This is a genomic window from Streptosporangium nanhuense (assembly GCF_059358815.1).
Genome location: NZ_JCADBG010000005.1, coordinates 393,935 through 411,571, shown reverse-complemented (window position 1 = coordinate 411,571; position 17,637 = coordinate 393,935). Strand labels below are relative to the sequence as shown.

Genomic DNA, 17,637 nt, shown 5'->3' with positions numbered 1-17,637 from the left:
GTCAGCGTGCCCGACTTCGAGACCAGGCCGATGCGGCCCGCGCTGGTGATGTCGGCCGGGATGATCCCCGCGTTGGAGGCGCCGGGACTGATCAGCCCCGGGCAGTTGGGCCCGATGATCCGGGTCCGGCCGCCCGCCTTGCGCGCGTGGGCCCAGAAGGCCAGCGTGTCGTGGACGGGGACGCCCTCGGTGATGACCACGCAGAGGCCGATCCCCGCGTCGACGGCCTCGACGACCGCGGCCTTGGTGAATCGCGGCGGCACGAAGACCACCGAGACGTCCGCCCCCGTCCGGGCGACCGCCTCGGCGACCGTGCCGAACACCGGGACGCCCCGCCCGGCGAAGTCGACCGTCTCACCGCCCTTGCCGGGGGTGACGCCGGCGACCACGTCGGTGCCCGCGTCGAGCATCCTGGCGGTGTGCCGCTTCCCCTCCGCGCCGGTCATGCCCTGCACGACCACCTTGCTGTGGCCTGTCAAGAAGATCGCCATGCTTGCCACTCCCTCTCCGTGCTCGCGTGCCCTGCGTGGGCGGGACCGGCGGGCTCGCCGCGTCCGGTGGGTCCGGTGGGTCCGGTGGTGGGCCCGCTCATGCCGCGGCGAGCCTGGCCGCCTCCTCGGCGGCGCCGTCCATGGTGGTGACCTGACGGACCGCGGGGTGCGCGGCCTCGGTGAGGATCCGCCGGCCCTCCTCGGCGTTGTTGCCGTCGAGCCTCACGACGATGGGGCGGCTGTGGCCGCGGTCGCCGAGCAGCCCGAGCGCGGAGACGATGCCGTCGGCCACCGCGTCGCAGGCGGTGATGCCGCCGAAGACGTTGACGAGGACCGACCTGACGTCGGGGTCGGAGAGGATGATCTCCAGGCTGTTCGCCATGACCTGCGCGGACGCGCCGCCGCCGATGTCGAGGAAGTTGGCCGGGCGGACCCCGCCGAAGCGCTCCCCGGCCTGGGCGACGACGTCGAGGGTGCTCATCACCAGGCCCGCGCCGTTGCCGACGACCCCCACGTGGCCGTCGAGCTTGACGTAGTTGAGGCCCTTGGCCCTGGCCCGTGACTCGAGGTCGCCGTCGCCGGGCCCGGCGGCCAGGGCCGGGTGCTCGTGGCGGAAGGCCGCGCCCTCGTCGAGGCTGACCTTGCCGTCGAGGGCGAGGACCGCGCTCCCCGCCGTCCACACCAGGGGGTTGACCTCGACCAGCAGGGCGTCCTCCTCCACCATGACCTGCCAGAGGCGGACGAGCACCTCGGCCACCGCGCCCTGGAGGTCGGGGGGGAAGCCCGCGCGGGTCACCAGCTCTCGCGCGGCGCGCTCGTCGATCCCGGTCAGGGGGTCGACCGGCATCTTGACCAGCGCCTCGGGCCTGGTCGCGGCCACCTCCTCGATGTCCATGCCGCCGTGGACGGACGCCATGGCGAGGAAGCACCGGCTCGCCCGGTCGACAAGGTAGGCGACGTAATACTCCTCGACCGGGACCGTGGCCGTCTCCACGAGCACGGTCTCGGCGATGTGGCCCTTGATGTCCATGCCGAGGATGTGCCGTGCCTCCTGCTCTGCGGAGGCGGGACCGGGGGCGGGCCGCACGCCCCCGGCCTTTCCCCTTCCGCCGGTCTTCACCTGGGCCTTGATGACGACCGGGACGCCGAGGTCGGCCGCGACCGCGCGGGCGGCCTCGGGGGTGGCCACGACCTCGCCGGTGGGGACGGGAACCCCGTGCCGCGCGAAGAGTCTCTTCGCCTCGTATTCGAACAGGTCCACGCGACCTCCCTGGATACGGTTCTTGTAGACGGTATACCGTATGGAAATCTACCCGTCCAGGCCTCGACAGGGACTCCGGCGACGGATATTCCATACGGTATGGAGAAGACGCAGCTCGTACGAGACTGGCGGGGACGCGATTACCTCGTCGGCGACACCCCGCAGGATCTGATCAACCGTCCCCGGTCGTGGATGTTCTGGCTCCCCTGGGCAGCCATGGCCTCCATCGGCGCCATGCAGTACGGCTACGCGGCGGCGGTGCCCGCCCTGGCGCAGGCGCGCGGCTGGCCGCTCGCCTCGGCCCTGGCGCCGCTGGCCGTCTGGATCGTCTGCCAGGCCGCCGTGGCACTGCCCACCGTCCTGCTGCTGCGGCGCGGCGCGCTCGGCGTCCGCGTCGCGCTGTGGGCCGGCGCGCCGCTCAGTGCCGCGGCGCTGCTCACGGTGGCGTTCGCCCGTGACCTGCCCGCGGTCCTCGTGGGCTACGCCCTGCTCGGCGGCGTGGGCGCCGGACTGGTGTACGGCTCGTGCACCGAGGCCGTCGCCCGCTGGTACCCCGAGCGCCCGGCCTCGCGGGTGGGCCTCATCACCGGCGCCTTCGCCTACGGCACGGCCCCGCTCGCGGTGGTGGCCGTTCTGGACGAGGGCGCGTTCCAGCCGCTGTTCGCGGTGACCGCGGTCGTCGCGCTGGTCGCGGTGGGCCTGGCCGCGGCCTTCGTACGCCTGCCTCCGCCGCACTGGTGGCCCGCCCACATCGACCCGCGCGCCTGGGCCGACGACCGGGTCGCGCTGCGCAGGGAGCCCCGGGCCGTCCGCCAGTTCTCGCTGGGCCAGGCGCTGCGGACGGGCTCGCTCCCCACGCTGGTGTCGATCCTGGTCTGCGCGGGGGCGGTCTCCATCTTCGACGTGGTCGCGCTGGCGACCTCGGGCGGCTTCTCCCCCTGGGCGGCGGTGGCCCTGCTCCTGGTGCTCAACGGGGTGGGACGCGCCTGCGCCATGCTCGCCGCCGAGGCGGCCGGGCGGGGGCGCACGCTCAGCGCGGTGCTGGCCCTGCTCTGCCTGGGGCAGCTGCTGCTGGCCTGGGGGGCGGTGACCGGATCCGCCGTCATGATCCTGGTGGCGACGGTGCCGGCCGGTCTGGGCGGGGGCGCCTTCTACCCGCTCATCGCCAGCCTGGTCCGCGAATACTTCGGCGAGAGACACACCGCCTCGATCCACGGCGTGGTCTACAGTGCGAAGGCGGTCGCCGGGATCGTCGGGGTCGGCCTCGCCACTTGGGCCCTGACCTCATCCGGTCACGCCGTCGCGTTCTTCCTCGCCGCGGGCCTGGTGCTGGCCGCGACGGCCCTCAGTGCCACGCTGCGCCAGCCGGGCCACCCGGTCACGCTCCCCCGATGAGCGATGATGTGATCAGGCTCACCACGGGGCCCCTGCTCAAAACTGTATACTGTAGGCAGTCGACAACAGACAATGGGCTGGCCAGACGAGGGGCCGCCATTTTTTCTCATCCTGGAGCTGAAGAGACATGGTGCGGTCGGAACTGGCGAACTCGGGAGCGGCGCCCAAGATCCCGCGCCCGACCACCCTCCGGGAGAGCGTTTTCGAGGCGATCCTGGAACTCATCGTGAACGGGAGCCTCAGCCCCGGCCAGCACCTCGCGGAGAGCGAGCTCGCCGAGCTGCTCGGCGTGTCGCGCCAGCCGGTCCGCGAGGCGCTGCAGATGCTCAGCGGCGAGGGCTGGGTCGACCTCCGTCCCGGCCACGGCGCGTTCGTCCACGCGCCGACCGTGCAGGAGGCCGACCAGCTGCTCGCCGTACGCGCCCTGCTGGAGACCGAGTCGGCGCGGCTGGCCGCGCTCAACTCGGACTCCGCGGGCGTGGCCCGGCTGCGCGAGGTGTGCGCGCGCGGGCTGCGGGCCCTGGAGGCCGACGACATCGACGCCTCGGTGGCGGCCAACTCCGAGCTGCACGCGCTGGTCACCGAGCTGTCCGGCAACGCGGTGCTGGCGGAGCTGGCCTCGCAGGTCTCCCGCCGCGTGCGGTGGTACCACACGCCGGTGGCCCGCCAGCGCGGCCGCGACTCCTGGGAGGAGCACGCCCAGCTGATCAACGCCATCGAGGCGCGCGACGAGACCAGGGCCGCGGAGATCATGCGCGAGCACACCGAGCACACCCGCTCCTCCTACCTGGACCAGCGAGCCTCCGAACCCGCCGAGCCCGAGGAGGCCGTGCCCGCCACCCGCCGGCGGCGCCCGCGCTCGCTCAGCGCGAGCTGACCCTCCCTCCCCTCGCCGCACGGCACGAGCCGGCCCTCCCCGGCCGGCGTGGGCCGACCGCGATCCCTTCCCTGCCGCTCGCGCCGGTCCGACCCGGCGCGAGCCCTCCTCTCCCTTGCCGGTCCGGCACCGGCCGGAAACCGATCCGGTGCGGGCCGATCGCCGGGGATCCTCGCGTGCCGGCCTGATCCGGTACGCGACGATCCCGCGCGCCCCGATCCGGGAAGGCCCGTCCGGGCGGGCACATCCAGGCGGCCACCTCCGGGCGGGCGCCTCCGGAGAAAGCGCGGACGAACCCGCGCCGACCGGCGCCCGCCCCCCTTGAGACCGGTTATCACCGAATCGAACGAACCGGCACCGGATAATTCGTACGGGCCGGAACCGGCTGATTCGTACCGGCCGGGAAAAGCGCGGAGACCCCGCGCGGACTCACACGGGATGCGGCCCTCCTCGCCGTTCCCGCACGGTCCTGGCAGCTCACGGACCAGTTGACACAGAATTCACGGGTGGCCCGTTTGGGGGAAACACCCGGGGCAGATACTTGACGAAAGAATTGGTGGTGATGATCGATGAGAGCGTTTCTCAAAAGATTCCGCTTTCTCGCCTCCGCACCGGCGGGCTGTTCCGCCGACGGCCGGATGATGGGGCTCGGCCTCGCGACGGCCATGCGGAAGTACGGTTCGGCGGAGAACGCCGAGCGCCATCTGCGCCGCTGGGCGACCGAGCAGCGAACCGACGGGATCGACGTTCCCAAATGAGCGAGCGGGAGGTCTCCACCGGGAGACCACCCGCTCGCGACGGCCGGCCGCGCCTCAGCCGTCCGCGTGCGCCTCGCTCCGCCTCGCGGCGGGGTCGGCGGGATCGATGGTGCCGGGAGAACCGGAGGGGTCGGTCACCGGGCCCGCGGGGCCGGTCGCCGGATCCTCCGCGGAGTCGTTCTGGCCCGCCGGGGCGCGACCGCGGTCGTTCCTCGACTTGACGAGGCTGGCCACGGTGGTGACGGCCAGCGTGCCGACGATGACCCCGAGGGAGACCAGGATGGGGATCTCCGGGGCCCAGGAGACGCCGTCGTGGTGGAGCGCCTCGAAGATGAGCTTGACGCCGATGAAGGCCAGGACGATCGACAGGCCCTTGCTGAGATAGACCAGGCGGTCGAGCAACCCTCCGATCAGGAAGAACAGCTGCCGCAGCCCCATCAGCGCGAAGGCGTTGGCGGTGAACACCAGGTAGGGCTCCTTGGTCAGCCCGAAGATGGCCGGGATGGAGTCGAGGGCGAACAGCAGGTCCGTGGTCCCGATCGCCACCATCACGATCAGCATCGGGGTGACGGCACGGCGGCCGTCGACCATCACGGAGAGCGACGAGCCGTGGTATTTATCCGTGGTGGGGACGACCCGCCTGACCGTGCGCAGCGCGATGTTCTCGGAGAACTCCGCCTCCTCCTCCTCGTGGCCGATGAGCTTCCACGCGGTGTAGATGAGGAAGGCGCCGAAGATGTAGAAGAGCCAGTCGAAGCGGGTCACGGCCTCCGCCCCGGCGGCGATGAAGGCGCCGCGCATGACGAGTGCCAGGACGATGCCGATCAGGAGCACCTTCTGCCGGTAGCGGTCCGGCACCGAGAAGCGGCTCATGATCAGCAGGAAGACGAACAGGTTGTCGACGCTGAGGGAGTACTCGGTGATCCAGCCGGCGAAGAACTCGCCGCCGTGCGACGGCCCCGTGACCACCAGCAGCCCGATGCCGAAGGCGACGGCGAGCGACACGTAGAAGATCACCCAGAACGTGCACTCGCGGAACGTGGGCTTTCGCGGGTTGCGCGCCACGAGGTAGAAGTCGATGGCCAGCACGAGGCCGAACCCGGCGATCGTGACCAGCCACACCCAGGTGGGAATGTTCAACGCGCTCCTTTCCGTGCGCGGCGGCGTTCCTTGGCGAGCCACAGCGCCTCAGCGTGCTCGACGTAGGCGGCGAGTAGTTCGCGCGCCCGCGGATTGCGCTCTCTCAGGCGCATCAACCAGTGGGGCATGAGCCTCTCGTGCAACCAGAGGAAGCCGATCGCGAAGCCGAGGCTCACCATGGCCTGGTAGGCCAGGAATCCCGCCACCCCGCCCGGCAGGCTGACGTGACCGAAGACGGCCAGGCCGGTGATCGTCTCCTGGAACAGCCGGGCCAGGGGGAAGCCGGCCAGCCAGTACAGACCCGCGGGGGCGAACAGCCCCGGTCTGAACAGGTTCCGGCCGAGCAGGATGGAGTATCCGGCCCCGAGGAGGCCCAGGGGAAGGGCCAGCGTCACCGCGGAGATCGCGGCCCAGCCGGAGGACTGCCCCGCGAGCAGGGTCAGCCCCCCGGCCATGGCGCCGGCGACGACTCCGATCAGCGCCCCGGGAAGGGCGAGTTCAGCTTGTCGCATCGGCACGGTCTCAGCCCACGACCACACCGAAGGCGAACAGGCTGTAGAGCAGCATCCCCAGATAGAAGACCGCCCCGAAGCCGATGATCAGGTTCGTCCAGATCTTCGGCCTGATCGGTTTGGGCAACATGCGGTTGTTCACCAGCAGGAGCGTCACGCAGTAGGCGCCCATGGCGAACGTGGACAGGAACGCCAGCGTGTCGAGAATCCCGCTCGGGCCGTCGGCCGGGCCGAACAGCAGGATCAGGATGCCGAACGCGATGACGCCCCACAGGAAGGCGGCGTACAGGCGGGACATGCCGAGCTTCTTCGCGCCGCGCACGAAGTGGAAGCTCATGTCCGCCTGCCCCCGGGAGAAGGAGTCGAACAGGCCGAGGGTGGCGTTCAGCCCGATCAGCGCGATGAAGCCGAGGAAGACCCCGCCCAGCACCGAGCTGCCCGCCGAGGCGAAGGAGTCGGCCATCGCGTTGAGCGCCGCCTCCCGCTCCCCGGACTCGATCACGGTGCGGACCCCGGGGGTGTTCCTCGCCGCGGCCTGCGCGATCACCGTGAAGGAGACGGTGACCAGCATCGTGATGCCCCAGAAGAGCAGGAGCGCGTCGAAGGTGACCCAGCGCCGCCACCCCTTCCACTTGCGCATCTCCTCGGGGTTGTTCGTGTCGAACATGAAGCCGCGCGAGGGCATGGCCTCTTCCTCGCCGGCGTGCCGGAGACCGCGGACGGCCGGGATGTGTGCTCCCATCCCGGCTCCGGAGTCACGCAGGTGCAGGGTGTACCACATCTGCTGCATTCCGGACGGTCCGGCGAAGGCGATCGAACCCACGATCACCGGGAACCAGGCCTCGGAGAGCGCCTGCTCCGGCAGGTAGCCGAAGGCGAACATCCCGGTGATCGTGCTCGTCACGTCGCCCCAGGTGCCGACCATGGCCGCCACCACGGCGGTCCCGACGACGAGCGTGCCGATCAGGATCGACAGCACGTTCTCCAGCAGGTTGTAGATCACCTTCGCCAGGCTGAAGACGACGCCGACGAGTATCAGGCCCGCGACGGCCGTTATCACCCATGGGATGCCGGTGATCTGCTCGAAGGCGGCGGCCCCCGCGGACAGATGACCCGGCCAGATGTAGACGAGGATCGCGACGACGAAGAAGAACCACATCAGGGGCTTGAAGACCCGGGCGGCGCCGAAGAAGATGCTCTCCCCCGTCGCCATGGCGTAACGGGCCATCTCCAGCATGACCACGGCCTGGAGGGTGACGCCGATGAGGAACAGCCACCGGATCTCCGGCCCGAACAGCAGGACCAGCCGAGGCCACATGTACGACTCGCCCATGCCCACGCCGAGCGCGACGAGGAACACCGTCGGCCCGAGGATGTGGATCGACGGGGGAGCGTCGGGCAGGGTGCGTATGGGCATCGGCTCCAGCCCGCCCGCCCGCCATACTTTCTCTTCCTGGCCGGATGCGGCGGCGGCTTCGCCGGGCTCCGCTGCAGCCGGTGTTCTCGATGTGTCCACCTGCGGACCTCCTGGGGGGTTGGTTGATCCTGCGAGTGCCCCGATTCGCCCCCTCGCTCATGAGGCGCGGCTCAGCCGCGCAGCAACCCCGCGGCCCTCGCCCAGCGATACTTGGCACCGAGCACGGCCACGGGCTTCTCCGTGGTGTACGGGTAGGCGATCACCCCGTTCGCGAAGAGATGGTCACAGGCCTGCTCGACCTCGACGTCACCGGCCAGCGAGGCGACCACGGGCTTGTCGTTGCCCTTGGCCCGCTCCTCGGCCACCACCCGCGCCACCAGCTCGGCGAAGACCATCGGCGGGGTGACGATCGTGTGCCAGTAGCCGATCACCAGCGCGTGCACGCGGGGGTCGGCCAGGCCCAGCCTGATGGTGTTCTCGTAGGTGCTCGGCGGTTCGCCGCCGGTGATGTCGACGGGGTTGCCCGCCGCGCCGAAGGGCGGGATGTAGGCACGGAAGGCCTCGTCGAGATCCGGCGGGATCTCCATGAGGGTGAGCCCGTTGTCGACGCAGGCGTCGGAGAGCAGCACGCCCGAGCCGCCCGCCCCGGTGATGATGACGACGTTCTCGCCCTTGGGGGCGGGCATCAGCGGCAGCGCCCTGGCGTACTCGAGCATGTCGTTGAGGCCCGGGGCCCGCACGACGCCCGCCTGGCGGAGGATGTCGTCGTAGACCTTGTCGTCGCCGGCCAGCGCCCCGGTGTGCGAGCCCGCGGCCCGCGCGCCCATCGCGGTGCGCCCGGCCTTGAGCACGATCACCGGCTTCTTGGCGACCATCCGCTGTGCGGCCTCGACGAACCCGCGCCCGTCCTTGAGGTCCTCCAGGTGCATGGCCACGCAGTTGGTGTTGTCGTCCTGCTCGAAGAAGGTGAGCAGGTCGTCCTCGTCGACGTCGGCCTTGTTGCCGACCCCGACGATCGCCGAGACGCCCATCCCGGTGGTGCGGCTGAAGCCGAGGATGGCCATGCCGATGCCGCCGCTCTGCGAGGTGAGCGCGACCCCGCCCTTCACGTCGTAGGGCGTGCAGAACGTGGCGCAGAGGTTTTCCGGCGTGTAGTAATAGCCGTAGATGTTGGGGCCGAGCATCCGCACGCCGTGCTTGCGGGCGATCTCGACGATCTCCTGCTGGCCCTCGACGTTGCCCGTCTCGGCGAACCCCGACGGGATCATGATGGCTCCCGCCACCCCCTTGCGCCCGGCGTCCTCCAGCGCCGCGGGCACGAACTTGGCCGGGATGGCGAAGACCGCCACGTCGACCTCCCCCGGCACGTCCGCGATGCTGGGGTAGGCGGGCAGCCCGAGGATCTCCGGGGCCTTGGGGTTGATCGGGTAGATGTGGCCGCGGTAGCCGCCGTTGATCAGGTTGCGCATGACCGAGTTGCCGATCTTGCCGGTCTCGCCGGAGGCCCCGATCACCGCGACGGCGCGCGGCTTGAAGATCCGGTTCATCCCGGCGAGGATCTCCTCCCGCGAGAGCCGGGCGGGCGCGGCGACGGGGTCGGCGTCCAGGAGGATGCGCACGTCGGCGGCCGTCGCTCCCTCGGCGGTGGCGAAGACGGGGTTCAGGTCCACCTCCGCGATCTCGGGGAAGTCACCGACGAGCGCGCCGACTCGCTCGATCATGCTCGCCAGCGCCCCCCTGTCGGCCGCCTCCGCACCACGGACACCGCGCAACACCTCCGCCGCCCTGATGTCGTCCAGCATCCCGAGTGCATCATCACCCGAGAGGGGGGCCAGCCGGAAGGTCACGTCCTTGAGGACTTCGACGAGCACCCCGCCGAGCCCGAAGGCGACGACCTTGCCGAAGGTCTGGTCGGTGACCGCGCCGATGATCACCTCGTGCCCGGCGCCGACCATGGCCTGCACCTGGACGCCGTCGATCGACGCCTCGGGGTCGTACGAGCGCGCGGAGGCCAGGATCCGGTCGTAGCCGGCGCGCACCGCGTCGAGGTCGGCCACGCCGACGAGCACCCCGCCCGCCTCGGTCTTGTGCAGGATGTCGGGGGACACGATCTTGAGCACCACCGGCAGGCCGATCTCCCCGGCGATCGACACCGCCTCCTCCGCCGAGGTCGCCACCCCCTCACCGGGGGTCGAGATGCCGTACGCCTGGCAGATCCTCCTGCCCTCGGGGGCGGTCAGCGCGGTGCGGCCCTCGGCACGGGCTTTGTCCAGCACCTCGCGTACGGCGGCCTGGTCATACGCCATCAGATGACTCCGTTCGTCTTCAGCTCGGCCAGCTCCTCGGCGGACAGGCCGAGGCCGGCGTAGATCTCGGTGTTGTGCTCGCCGAGCAGGGGCGGCGCGGTGACGTCCACCGGCGAGTCGGACAGGTGCAGCGGGCTGCCGACCGTCACGAAGGAGCCGCGCTGGGGGTGGTCGACCTCGACCAGCGCGCCCTCCCGCCGCAGGCTCTCGTCCTCCAGCAGCTCCTTGGTGGACAGGATCGGGCCGCAGGGGATGTTGGCGGCGTTGAGCAGGTCGAGGACCTCCCACTTGTCGCGGGTGATGCTCCACTCCTCGATGAGCTGGAACATCTTGTCGAGGTTGGGAAGGCGCGCCTCGGGGGTGGCCCACTCGGGGTCGTTGGCCAGCTCGGGGCGGCCGATGATCCCGGCGAGCGGCGCCCAGCCGACCGGCTGCACGATGACGTAGATGTAGTCGTTGGGGCCGCCGGGGGCGCAGCGCACCGCCCAGCCGGGCTGGCCGCCGCCCGAGGCGTTGCCCGAGCGCGGCACCTCGTCGCCGAAGGTCTTGTTGGGGTACTCCGACAGGGGGCCGTGGCCGAGCCGTTGCTGGTCGCGGAGCTTGACCCGGCACAGGTTGAGCACGGCGTGCTGCATCGCCACCTGCACGCGCTGGCCGCGCCCGGTCTGCTCGCGCTGGTAGAGGGCGGCCAGGATGCCGGCGACGGCGTGGATGCCGGTGCCGGAGTCGCCGATCTGGGCGCCGGTGGCCAGCGGCGGGCCGTCCTCGAAGCCGGTGGTGCTCATCGAGCCGCCCATCGCCTGGGCGATCACCTCGTACGCCTTGAACTTGGCGTAGCGTCCCGGGCCGAACCCCTTGATCGAGGCGTAGACCAGCCGGGGGTTGAGCTCCTGGAGCCGGTCCCAGGAGAACCCCATCCGGTCGACCGCGCCGGGCCCGAAGTTCTCCACCAGGATGTCGGAGTCGCGCACCAGCTCGGTGAACAGCTGCTTGCCGCGATCGCTCTTCATGTTGAGGGTGATGCTGCGCTTGTTGCAGTTGAGCATCGTGAAGTAGAGGCTGTCGACGTCGGGGACGTCGCGCAGCTGCTTGCGGGTGATGTCCCCGGAGGGCGCCTCCAGCTTGATCACGTCGGCGCCGAGCCAGGCCAGGAGCTGCGTGCAGGACGGACCCGACTGCACATGGGTCATGTCGAGGACGCGGACACCTTCCAGTGCCTTCATGGGGTCCCCCTCACTTGTACATGGTCTGGTTCATGGTTCCGGGCGCGTAGACGTCCGGATCGACCCACACGTTGATCAGGGCGGGCTTGCCCGACTCGCGGGCGCGCTCAAGCGCGGGCCTGATGTCGGCGGGGTCCCTGACCTCCTCGCCGTAGCCGCCCAGCATCCGGGCGAACTCGTCGTATCTGACGTCGCCGAGGGTGTTGCCGACCCGGCCGCGGTTCTCGCCGTACTTGGCGGCCTGGCCGTAGCGGATCTGGTTCATCGAGGAGTTGTTGCCGATGACGCCGATGAACGGCAGGTCGAAGCGGACCATCGTCTCGAAGTCCCAGCCGGTGAGGCTGAACGCCCCGTCCCCGAAGAGGCAGAGCACCTCCTTGTCTGGCTTGGCGTACTTGGCGGCCATGGCGAAGGCGACGCCGACGCCGAGGGTGCCGAGCGGCCCGGGGTCCATCCAGTGACCGGGCGACTTGGGCTGGACGACCTGGCCGGAGAAGGTGACGATGTCGCCGCCGTCGCCGATGTAGATGGTGTCCTCGGTGAGGAACTCGTTGATCTCGTGGACCAGGCGGTAGGGGTCGATCGGCTGCGAGCCGGAGAGCTGGCGGGGCAGTCGCTTCTCGTAGGCGGCGGTCTCGACCGCGCGCAGCTCCTCCAGCCACTCCTTGCGCCGGGTCGCGCCGTTCTCGACGCGGCCCGAGGCGGCCTGGGTGGCCGCGGCCAGGATCAGCCCGGCGTCGCCGACGATGCCCAGGTCGACGTCGCGGTTCTTGCCGACGGTGCGGTAGTCGAGGTCGATCTGGACCACCGTCGCCGAGGGCGACAGGCGCTTTCCGTAGCCCATCCGGAAGTCGAACGGGGTGCCGACGATGATGATCAGGTCGGCGTTGGTGAAGGCGTAGCGCCGGGAGAGCTGGAAGTGGTGCGGATCGCCGGGGGGCAGCGTGCCGCGGGCCGAGCCGTTCATGTAGGCGGGGACGTTGAGCGCGCGGACGAAGTTGATCGCGTCGTCGGTGCCCCTGGTGGTCCAGACCTGGCTGCCCAGCAGGACGCAGGGCTTCTCCGCGTGGGCCAGCAGGTCGGCGAGGCGCTCGACGGCCTCGGGGTCTCCGGCCTGGCGTACCGAGGCGCGGTAGCGGCCGGCCTCGGGAATGCGGGCCTTGGAGACCGGGACGCTGGCGTCGAGGACGTCGCGCGGGATCTCCAGGAAGGACGGCCCCGGAGCGCCGTGGTAGCACTCCCTGAAGGCCATCGAGACGATGTCGGCCACCCGCTCGGTCGAGGGGACCGTGGCCGCGAACTTGGTGATCGGGGTCATCATGTCGACGTGGGGCAGGTCCTGCAGCGAGCCCATCTTGTGCTGGCTCAGAGCCCCCTGCCCCCCGATGAGCAGCATGGGGCTCTCCGCCCTGAAGGCGTTGGCCACACCGGTCACCGCGTCGGTGGTGCCCGGCCCGGCCGTCACGACCGCGCAACCCGGTTTGCCGGTGATCCGGGCGTAACCGTCGGCCGCGTGCGCCGCCACCTGCTCGTGGCGGACGTCGATGACCTCGATGCCCTCGTCGATGCAACCGTCATAGATGTCGATGATGTGGCCGCCGCAGAGCGTGAAGATCACATCGATCCCCTCCGCCTTCAGCGCCTTCGCCACCAGGTGGCCTCCGGAGATGGTTTCCGGGGCCGCGTCCGCTGGCTGCGTCATTCTGATGGTCCTCTCGATTGTGTTCTCCATACTGCATACCGTATGAGGGCAATGGTTACCCCCGGGGTCCGAGGATGTCTAGACCCTTTGTGCGGGCAGTGGGACGAGCTCGACCGGCTCGCCCCCCCATCCGGGCGGGACGACCGCGAGCGCCTCGGCGAGCGCGGCCCCCCACAGCGATCCCGGCCGGTCGTGCCCGACGGGCACCGCGCCGCGCCCGCCGCGCCGCACCGCGACCATGCGGGTGTCGGCGTGGTGCGGCCGTACGTCGCCGGTCAGCGCGGACCGCTCGCGCGGGGCCTCGGGGCCGCCCGCGAGCGCCCGGACCGCCGGGGCGAGCAGCGTCAGCGCGGCGACCAGCGCGGCGTACGGATTGCCCGGCAGCCCGGCCACCAGGCGCCCGCCGGGAAGCCTGGCGAGGAGCTGCGGGTGGCCGGGACGCACCGCGACGCCGTCGACGAGGATCTCCGCCCCGAGCCCGGCGAGCACCGCCCGCAGGTGGTCGGCGGGCCCCTTCGACGAGGCGCCGCAGACCACGACCACCTGGCCCGGCGGGCCGTCCGCGGTCCCCGCGAGCGCGGCGGCCAGCGCCCGCGCCCCGTCGGGCAGCCACCGCGGCGCCTCGGCCACCCCGCCCGCCCACTCGACGAGCCCCGGCAGCATGGGACCGATCGCGTCGCGCACCCGCCCCGGGCCCGGCAGCCCGCGCGTCACCACCTCGTCGCCCGTGACCAGCACGGACACCAGCGGCCTGGGCCGCACGCGCAGCACGTCGTGCCCGAGGCCGGCCGCGAGGCCGAGCACCGCGGGCGTAACGGCCGAGCCGGCCGTGAGCACCACGGCCCCCAGCGGGCAGTCCTCGCCGCGCCGCCGGATGTGCCTGCCGGGCTCGACCGCCCCCGGCGCGGCCGCCACCCGATCGCCGATCGGCCGGGGCTCTCCGTCCGGAGGCCCTCCCGGTGGCGCGAACCGGCCGAGGGGCGGCGCGAACCGGCCCGGCGGCACGGGCCGCCCGCCCCCTCCGCCCCCTCCGCCCTCCCGCGCCCCGCCGGTCCGTACGGCCAGCTCGTAGGGCAGCACCGCCTCCGCGCCCTCGGGCACCGGGGCGCCGGTGGCGATCTCCACCGCCGTGCCTGGCGCGAGCGCGGCCCCGAAGGGCGCGCCCCCGGCGAGCACGAGGCCCGCGATCCGCCAGGGCGGATCGCCCGCGACCGCGTAGCCGTCCATCGCGGCCACGTCGGCGCCGGGCACCGGGACGAGGGCGTGCAGCGGCGCGGCCAGGCGGCAGCCGTACGCCAGGTGGAGGGGGAGGTCGACCGGGGCGAGCGGCCCGGCGGCGGACGCCGCGATCTCGCGGGCCGACTCCCACGGGAGTGCCCCCGCGTGGGCACCGCGGTGCGACGCCCCCGCCCCCTGCCCCGGCGGGGGCGGGGCGCCCGGATCGCGGGACGGGGCTTCATGGACGGCTTCCCGGACGGCTTCGTGGACGGTGGATCTGGGGACGGCCATCGGCGGCTCCTTGACCGGATTTTTTCCATACTGTATACCGAATGCACTATGGACGCGAGGACGGAGCCTCTTGTGAAAGTCGCTGTTCTTGGCGCCGGCGCCATCGGCGCCTACGTCGGCGCCGCCCTGTGCAGGGCAGGCGCCGAGGTGCATCTGATCGCCCGTGGAGAGCACCTCGCGGCGATGCGCGCATCAGGAGTGCGGGTGCTGAGCCCGCGCGGAGACTTCACCGCCCACCCCCACACCACCGACGACCCCCGCGAGATCGGGCCGGTGGACCACGTCTTCCTCGGCCTCAAGGCCAACTCCTACGCGGCGGCCGGGCCCATGATCCAGCCGCTGCTCCACGAGACCACCGGCCTCATCGCGGCCCAGAACGGCATCCCGTGGTGGTATTTCCACCGGCTGCCCGGCCCCTACGAGGGTCACGTGATCGAGAGCGTCGACCCCGGCGGGGCGGTCACCTCCGCGCTGCCGCTGGAGCGCGCCATCGGATGCGTCGTCTACGCGGCGACGGAGATCGAGGCGCCCGGCGTGATCCGCCACCTGGAGGGCACCCGCTTCTCCATCGGCGAGCCCGACGGCTCCCTCTCCTCACGCTGCGTCGACTTCAGCACCGCCATGGTCGAGGGCGGCCTGAAATGTCCCGTCGAGACGGACCTGCGGCGCGACATCTGGATCAAGCTCATGGGCAACATCGCCTTCAACCCGATCAGCGCGCTCACCCGGGCGACCATGGCGGGCATCTGCCGCCACCGCGGGACACGCGACCTCGTCGTCACCATGATGCGCGAGACCGTCGACGTGGCCCGCCGGGTGGGCTGCGAGCCCGACATCTCGATCGAGCGCCGGATCGCGGGCGCCGAGCGGGCCGGCGAGCACAAGACCTCCACCCTCCAGGACCTGGAGAAGGGCAAGCCCCTGGAGCTCGACGTGCTCCTCGCCGCGGTCGTGGAACTGGCCGACCTGACCGGGGCCGAGGTGCCCACGCTGCGGGCGATCCACGCCGTCGCCGACCTCCTGGACGAGCAGGCCAGAGAAAATCTTGCCGCCGCCAGTTGATGCGACATACCGTAGACTGTATACAGGACTGTCGAAAGGATGCGGCAATGAAGAGGGACCGCGGGGACCGCGCCGAGCACTACGACCGGCTCACCCATCCCCTTGTCCGTGAGAACGGCGTGCTGCGCCGCGCCACCTGGGACGAGGCGCTCCAACGGGCCGCGGAGGGCTTCCGCCGCAACGTCGAGCAACACGGGCCCGACTCCTTCGCGATGCTGTCGTGCGCCCGTTCCACCAACGAGATGAACTACGTGGGTCAGAAGTTCACCCGGGTCGTGATCGGCACCAACAACGTCGACTCCTGCAACCGCACCTGCCACGCCCCGAGCGTGGCGGGCCTGTCCGCGGCCTTCGGCAGCGGCGGCGGCACCTCCTCCTACCAGGAGGTGGAGGACGCCGACGTGATCGTGATGTGGGGCTCGGCGGCGCGCAACGCGCACCCGATCTTCTTCCACCACGTGCTCAAGGGGATAAGGAAGGGCGCCCGCATGTTCGCGGTCGACCCCCGCCGCACGGGCACCGCCGAGTGGGCCGACCTCTGGATGGGCCTCAACGTGGGCACCGACATCCCGCTCGCGCACGCGGTGGCCCGGGAGATCATCCACGCCGGGCTGCACAACACCTCGTTCATCGAGCGCGCCACCGAGGGCTTCGCGGAGTTCGCCGCCTCGGTCGAGCCGTGGACGCTCCCGGTGGCCGAGCAGGTCACCGGCGTGCCCGCGGCCGCCATCCGGGAGCTCGCGCACGCCTACGCCAGGGCCGACCGCGCCCAGCTGTGCTGGACGCTCGGCATCACCGAGCACCACAACGCCACCGACAACGTGCGCGCCCTCATCAACCTGGCGCTGCTCACCGGCCACGTCGGGCGCTACGGCTCCGGCCTGTCCCCGCTGCGCGGCCAGAACAACGTGCAGGGCGGCGGCGACATGGGAGCCATCCCCAACCGGCTGCCCGGCTTCCAGGACATCCTCGACCCGGAGATCCGCGTCAAGTTCGAGCAGGCGTGGGAGACCCCCATCCAGCCGCGCTACGGCCGCAACCTCACCGAGATGCTGGAGGGGATGGCCGAGGGCGAGGTCACCACCTGCTACCTCATCGGGGAGAACCCGGTGCAGTCCGAGGCCGACTCGCTGAGCTGCGTCAAGCGGCTCGGCATGCTCGACCACCTGGTCGTGCAGGACATCTTCCTGACCAAGACCGCCCAGATGGCCGACGTGGTGCTGCCGGCGGGCGCGGCCTGGTGCGAGAGCGAGGGCACCTTCACCAACAGCGAGCGGCGGGTGCAGCGGGTCCGCAAGGCGCTCCAGGCGCCGGGCGAGGCCCGCGACGACATCTGGATCCTCTGCGAGCTGGCCCGCCGCCTGGGCCACGACTGGAACTACACCGGCGCCGAGGAGGTCTGGGACGAGCTGCGCGCCCTCTCCCCCGCCCACACCGGCATGACCTACGACAGGCTCGACAGGCTCCAGGGCATCCAGTGGCCCTGCCCGTCCGAGGACTCCCTCGAACCGCCCTTCCTGCACGGGCGGCTCTGGGAGAGCGACCCGGCCCGGCGGGGCAGGGCGGCGCCGTTCGCGGTGCTCCAGCACTCCCCGCCGGTCGACCTGCTCGACGACGAGTATCCCCTGCGGCTCACCACCGGCCGCCGTCTCGACTCCTACAACACCGGCGTGCAGTCGTCCGGGTTCGCCTCCCCGCTGCGCAGGGGCGAGAACATCGAGCTCTGCCCCGAGGACGCCGCGCGGCTGGGGGTGAGTCCCGGCGAGGAGGTCAGGATCAGCTCCCGGCGGGGATCGGTCGTCGCCCCCGTCCACATCGACCCGGCCCTGCGTCCCGGCCTGGTCTTCATGACGATGCACTTCCCCGACGAGGTCGACACCAACGCCCTCACCATCGAGGCCACCTGCCCGATCGCGGGCACCGCGGAGTTCAAGGCCGCCGCCGTGCGCGTCGACAAGCTCGTACCCGCGAAGGCCGGGTGACG

13 protein-coding genes and 1 pseudogene are annotated in these 17,637 nt (G+C 71.5%); 5 read left to right on the top strand and 9 right to left on the bottom strand.

All coding sequences use genetic code 11. The features are described from left to right. Positions 1–491: pseudogene (locus tag AC5L38_RS13530) on the bottom strand (succinate--CoA ligase subunit alpha); the annotation flags it as partial. Between the two features lie 97 nt (positions 492–588). After that, positions 589–1,752 (bottom strand): ADP-forming succinate--CoA ligase subunit beta, encoded by a 1,164-nt coding sequence (gene sucC / locus AC5L38_RS13525; protein ID WP_495243115.1) that lies wholly within the window; start codon positions 1,750–1,752, stop codon positions 589–591. Positions 1,753–1,851: 99 nt separating this feature from the next. Here sucC and AC5L38_RS13520 point away from each other — a divergent pair, with 99 nt between their 5' ends. The 3 genes from AC5L38_RS13520 to AC5L38_RS13510 all read left to right on the top strand — a co-directional run bounded on the left by AC5L38_RS13520 (position 1,852) and on the right by AC5L38_RS13510 (position 4,782). Beyond that, a complete protein-coding gene (locus tag AC5L38_RS13520) occupies positions 1,852–3,147 on the top strand; it encodes an MFS transporter (protein WP_495243114.1) in 1,296 nt (431 codons plus the stop codon). A gap of 127 nt (positions 3,148–3,274) precedes the next feature. Continuing rightward, positions 3,275–4,024, top strand: coding sequence for a GntR family transcriptional regulator (locus tag AC5L38_RS13515; protein ID WP_495243113.1), 750 nt, complete (start codon positions 3,275–3,277; stop codon positions 4,022–4,024). 569 nt (positions 4,025–4,593) lie between these two features. Next, complete coding sequence (locus tag AC5L38_RS13510) at positions 4,594–4,782, top strand: hypothetical protein (RefSeq protein WP_495243112.1); 189 nt, start codon at positions 4,594–4,596, stop codon at positions 4,780–4,782. A gap of 54 nt (positions 4,783–4,836) precedes the next feature. Here AC5L38_RS13510 and AC5L38_RS13505 read toward each other — a convergent pair whose 3' ends face one another. The 7 genes from AC5L38_RS13505 to AC5L38_RS13475 all read right to left on the bottom strand — a co-directional run bounded on the left by AC5L38_RS13505 (position 4,837) and on the right by AC5L38_RS13475 (position 14,591). Beyond that, entirely contained in the window at positions 4,837–5,922 is a 1,086-nt protein-coding gene (locus AC5L38_RS13505; protein ID WP_495243111.1) for a TerC family protein, read from the bottom strand. After that, the gene (locus tag AC5L38_RS13500; RefSeq protein ID WP_495243110.1) at positions 5,919–6,434 is read right to left on the bottom strand and encodes a hypothetical protein; all 516 of its coding nucleotides are present in this window, start codon (positions 6,432–6,434) and stop codon (positions 5,919–5,921) included. The genes AC5L38_RS13505 and AC5L38_RS13500 overlap by 4 nt, the downstream gene beginning before the upstream one ends. 10 nt (positions 6,435–6,444) lie before the next feature. Continuing rightward, positions 6,445–7,851 (bottom strand): Nramp family divalent metal transporter, encoded by a 1,407-nt coding sequence (locus tag AC5L38_RS13495; RefSeq protein ID WP_495243109.1) that lies wholly within the window; start codon positions 7,849–7,851, stop codon positions 6,445–6,447. A 170-nt stretch (positions 7,852–8,021) separates the two neighbouring features. Then, a complete protein-coding gene (locus tag AC5L38_RS13490; RefSeq protein WP_495243108.1) occupies positions 8,022–10,157 on the bottom strand; it encodes an acetate--CoA ligase family protein in 2,136 nt (711 codons plus the stop codon). Then, on the bottom strand, positions 10,157–11,380 hold the full coding sequence (frc, locus tag AC5L38_RS13485) for a formyl-CoA transferase (protein ID WP_495243107.1): 1,224 nt from the start codon (positions 11,378–11,380) through the stop codon (positions 10,157–10,159). Before frc ends, AC5L38_RS13490 begins: the two co-directional genes overlap by 1 nt. A gap of 10 nt (positions 11,381–11,390) precedes the next feature. Next, positions 11,391–13,082 carry a thiamine pyrophosphate-binding protein gene (locus AC5L38_RS13480; protein ID WP_495243106.1) on the bottom strand — a complete coding sequence of 564 codons (1,692 nt, stop codon included), beginning with the start codon at positions 13,080–13,082 and terminating at the stop codon, positions 11,391–11,393. Positions 13,083–13,160: 78 nt separating this feature from the next. Beyond that, positions 13,161–14,591: a molybdopterin molybdotransferase MoeA gene (locus AC5L38_RS13475; RefSeq protein WP_495243105.1), complete on the bottom strand. Its 1,431-nt coding sequence runs from the start codon at positions 14,589–14,591 to the stop codon at positions 13,161–13,163. A 72-nt stretch (positions 14,592–14,663) separates the two neighbouring features. Between AC5L38_RS13475 and AC5L38_RS13470 the strand changes: the two genes are divergently transcribed. Further along, complete coding sequence (locus tag AC5L38_RS13470; protein WP_495243104.1) at positions 14,664–15,653, top strand: 2-dehydropantoate 2-reductase; 990 nt, start codon at positions 14,664–14,666, stop codon at positions 15,651–15,653. Positions 15,654–15,700: 47 nt separating this feature from the next. After that, on the top strand, positions 15,701–17,635 hold the full coding sequence (locus AC5L38_RS13465; RefSeq protein ID WP_495243103.1) for a molybdopterin oxidoreductase family protein: 1,935 nt from the start codon (positions 15,701–15,703) through the stop codon (positions 17,633–17,635). Positions 17,636–17,637 lie beyond the last annotated feature (2 nt).

Excerpts from the sequence above, each read along its gene's own strand:
- AC5L38_RS13520 (WP_495243114.1), top strand. The coding sequence starts at position 1,852 with ATGGAGAAGACGCAGCTCGTACGAGACTGGCGGGGACGCGATTACCTC.
- AC5L38_RS13515 (WP_495243113.1), top strand. The coding sequence starts at position 3,275 with ATGGTGCGGTCGGAACTGGCGAACTCGGGAGCGGCGCCCAAGATCCCG.
- AC5L38_RS13510 (WP_495243112.1), top strand. The coding sequence starts at position 4,594 with ATGAGAGCGTTTCTCAAAAGATTCCGCTTTCTCGCCTCCGCACCGGCG.
- AC5L38_RS13500 (WP_495243110.1), bottom strand. The coding sequence starts at position 6,434 with ATGCGACAAGCTGAACTCGCCCTTCCCGGGGCGCTGATCGGAGTCGTC.
- AC5L38_RS13495 (WP_495243109.1), bottom strand. The coding sequence starts at position 7,851 with ATGCCCATACGCACCCTGCCCGACGCTCCCCCGTCGATCCACATCCTC.
- AC5L38_RS13490 (WP_495243108.1), bottom strand. The coding sequence starts at position 10,157 with ATGGCGTATGACCAGGCCGCCGTACGCGAGGTGCTGGACAAAGCCCGT.
- frc (WP_495243107.1), bottom strand. The coding sequence starts at position 11,380 with ATGAAGGCACTGGAAGGTGTCCGCGTCCTCGACATGACCCATGTGCAG.
- AC5L38_RS13480 (WP_495243106.1), bottom strand. The coding sequence starts at position 13,082 with ATGACGCAGCCAGCGGACGCGGCCCCGGAAACCATCTCCGGAGGCCAC.
- AC5L38_RS13475 (WP_495243105.1), bottom strand. The coding sequence starts at position 14,591 with ATGGCCGTCCCCAGATCCACCGTCCACGAAGCCGTCCGGGAAGCCGTC.
- AC5L38_RS13465 (WP_495243103.1), top strand. The coding sequence starts at position 15,701 with ATGAAGAGGGACCGCGGGGACCGCGCCGAGCACTACGACCGGCTCACC.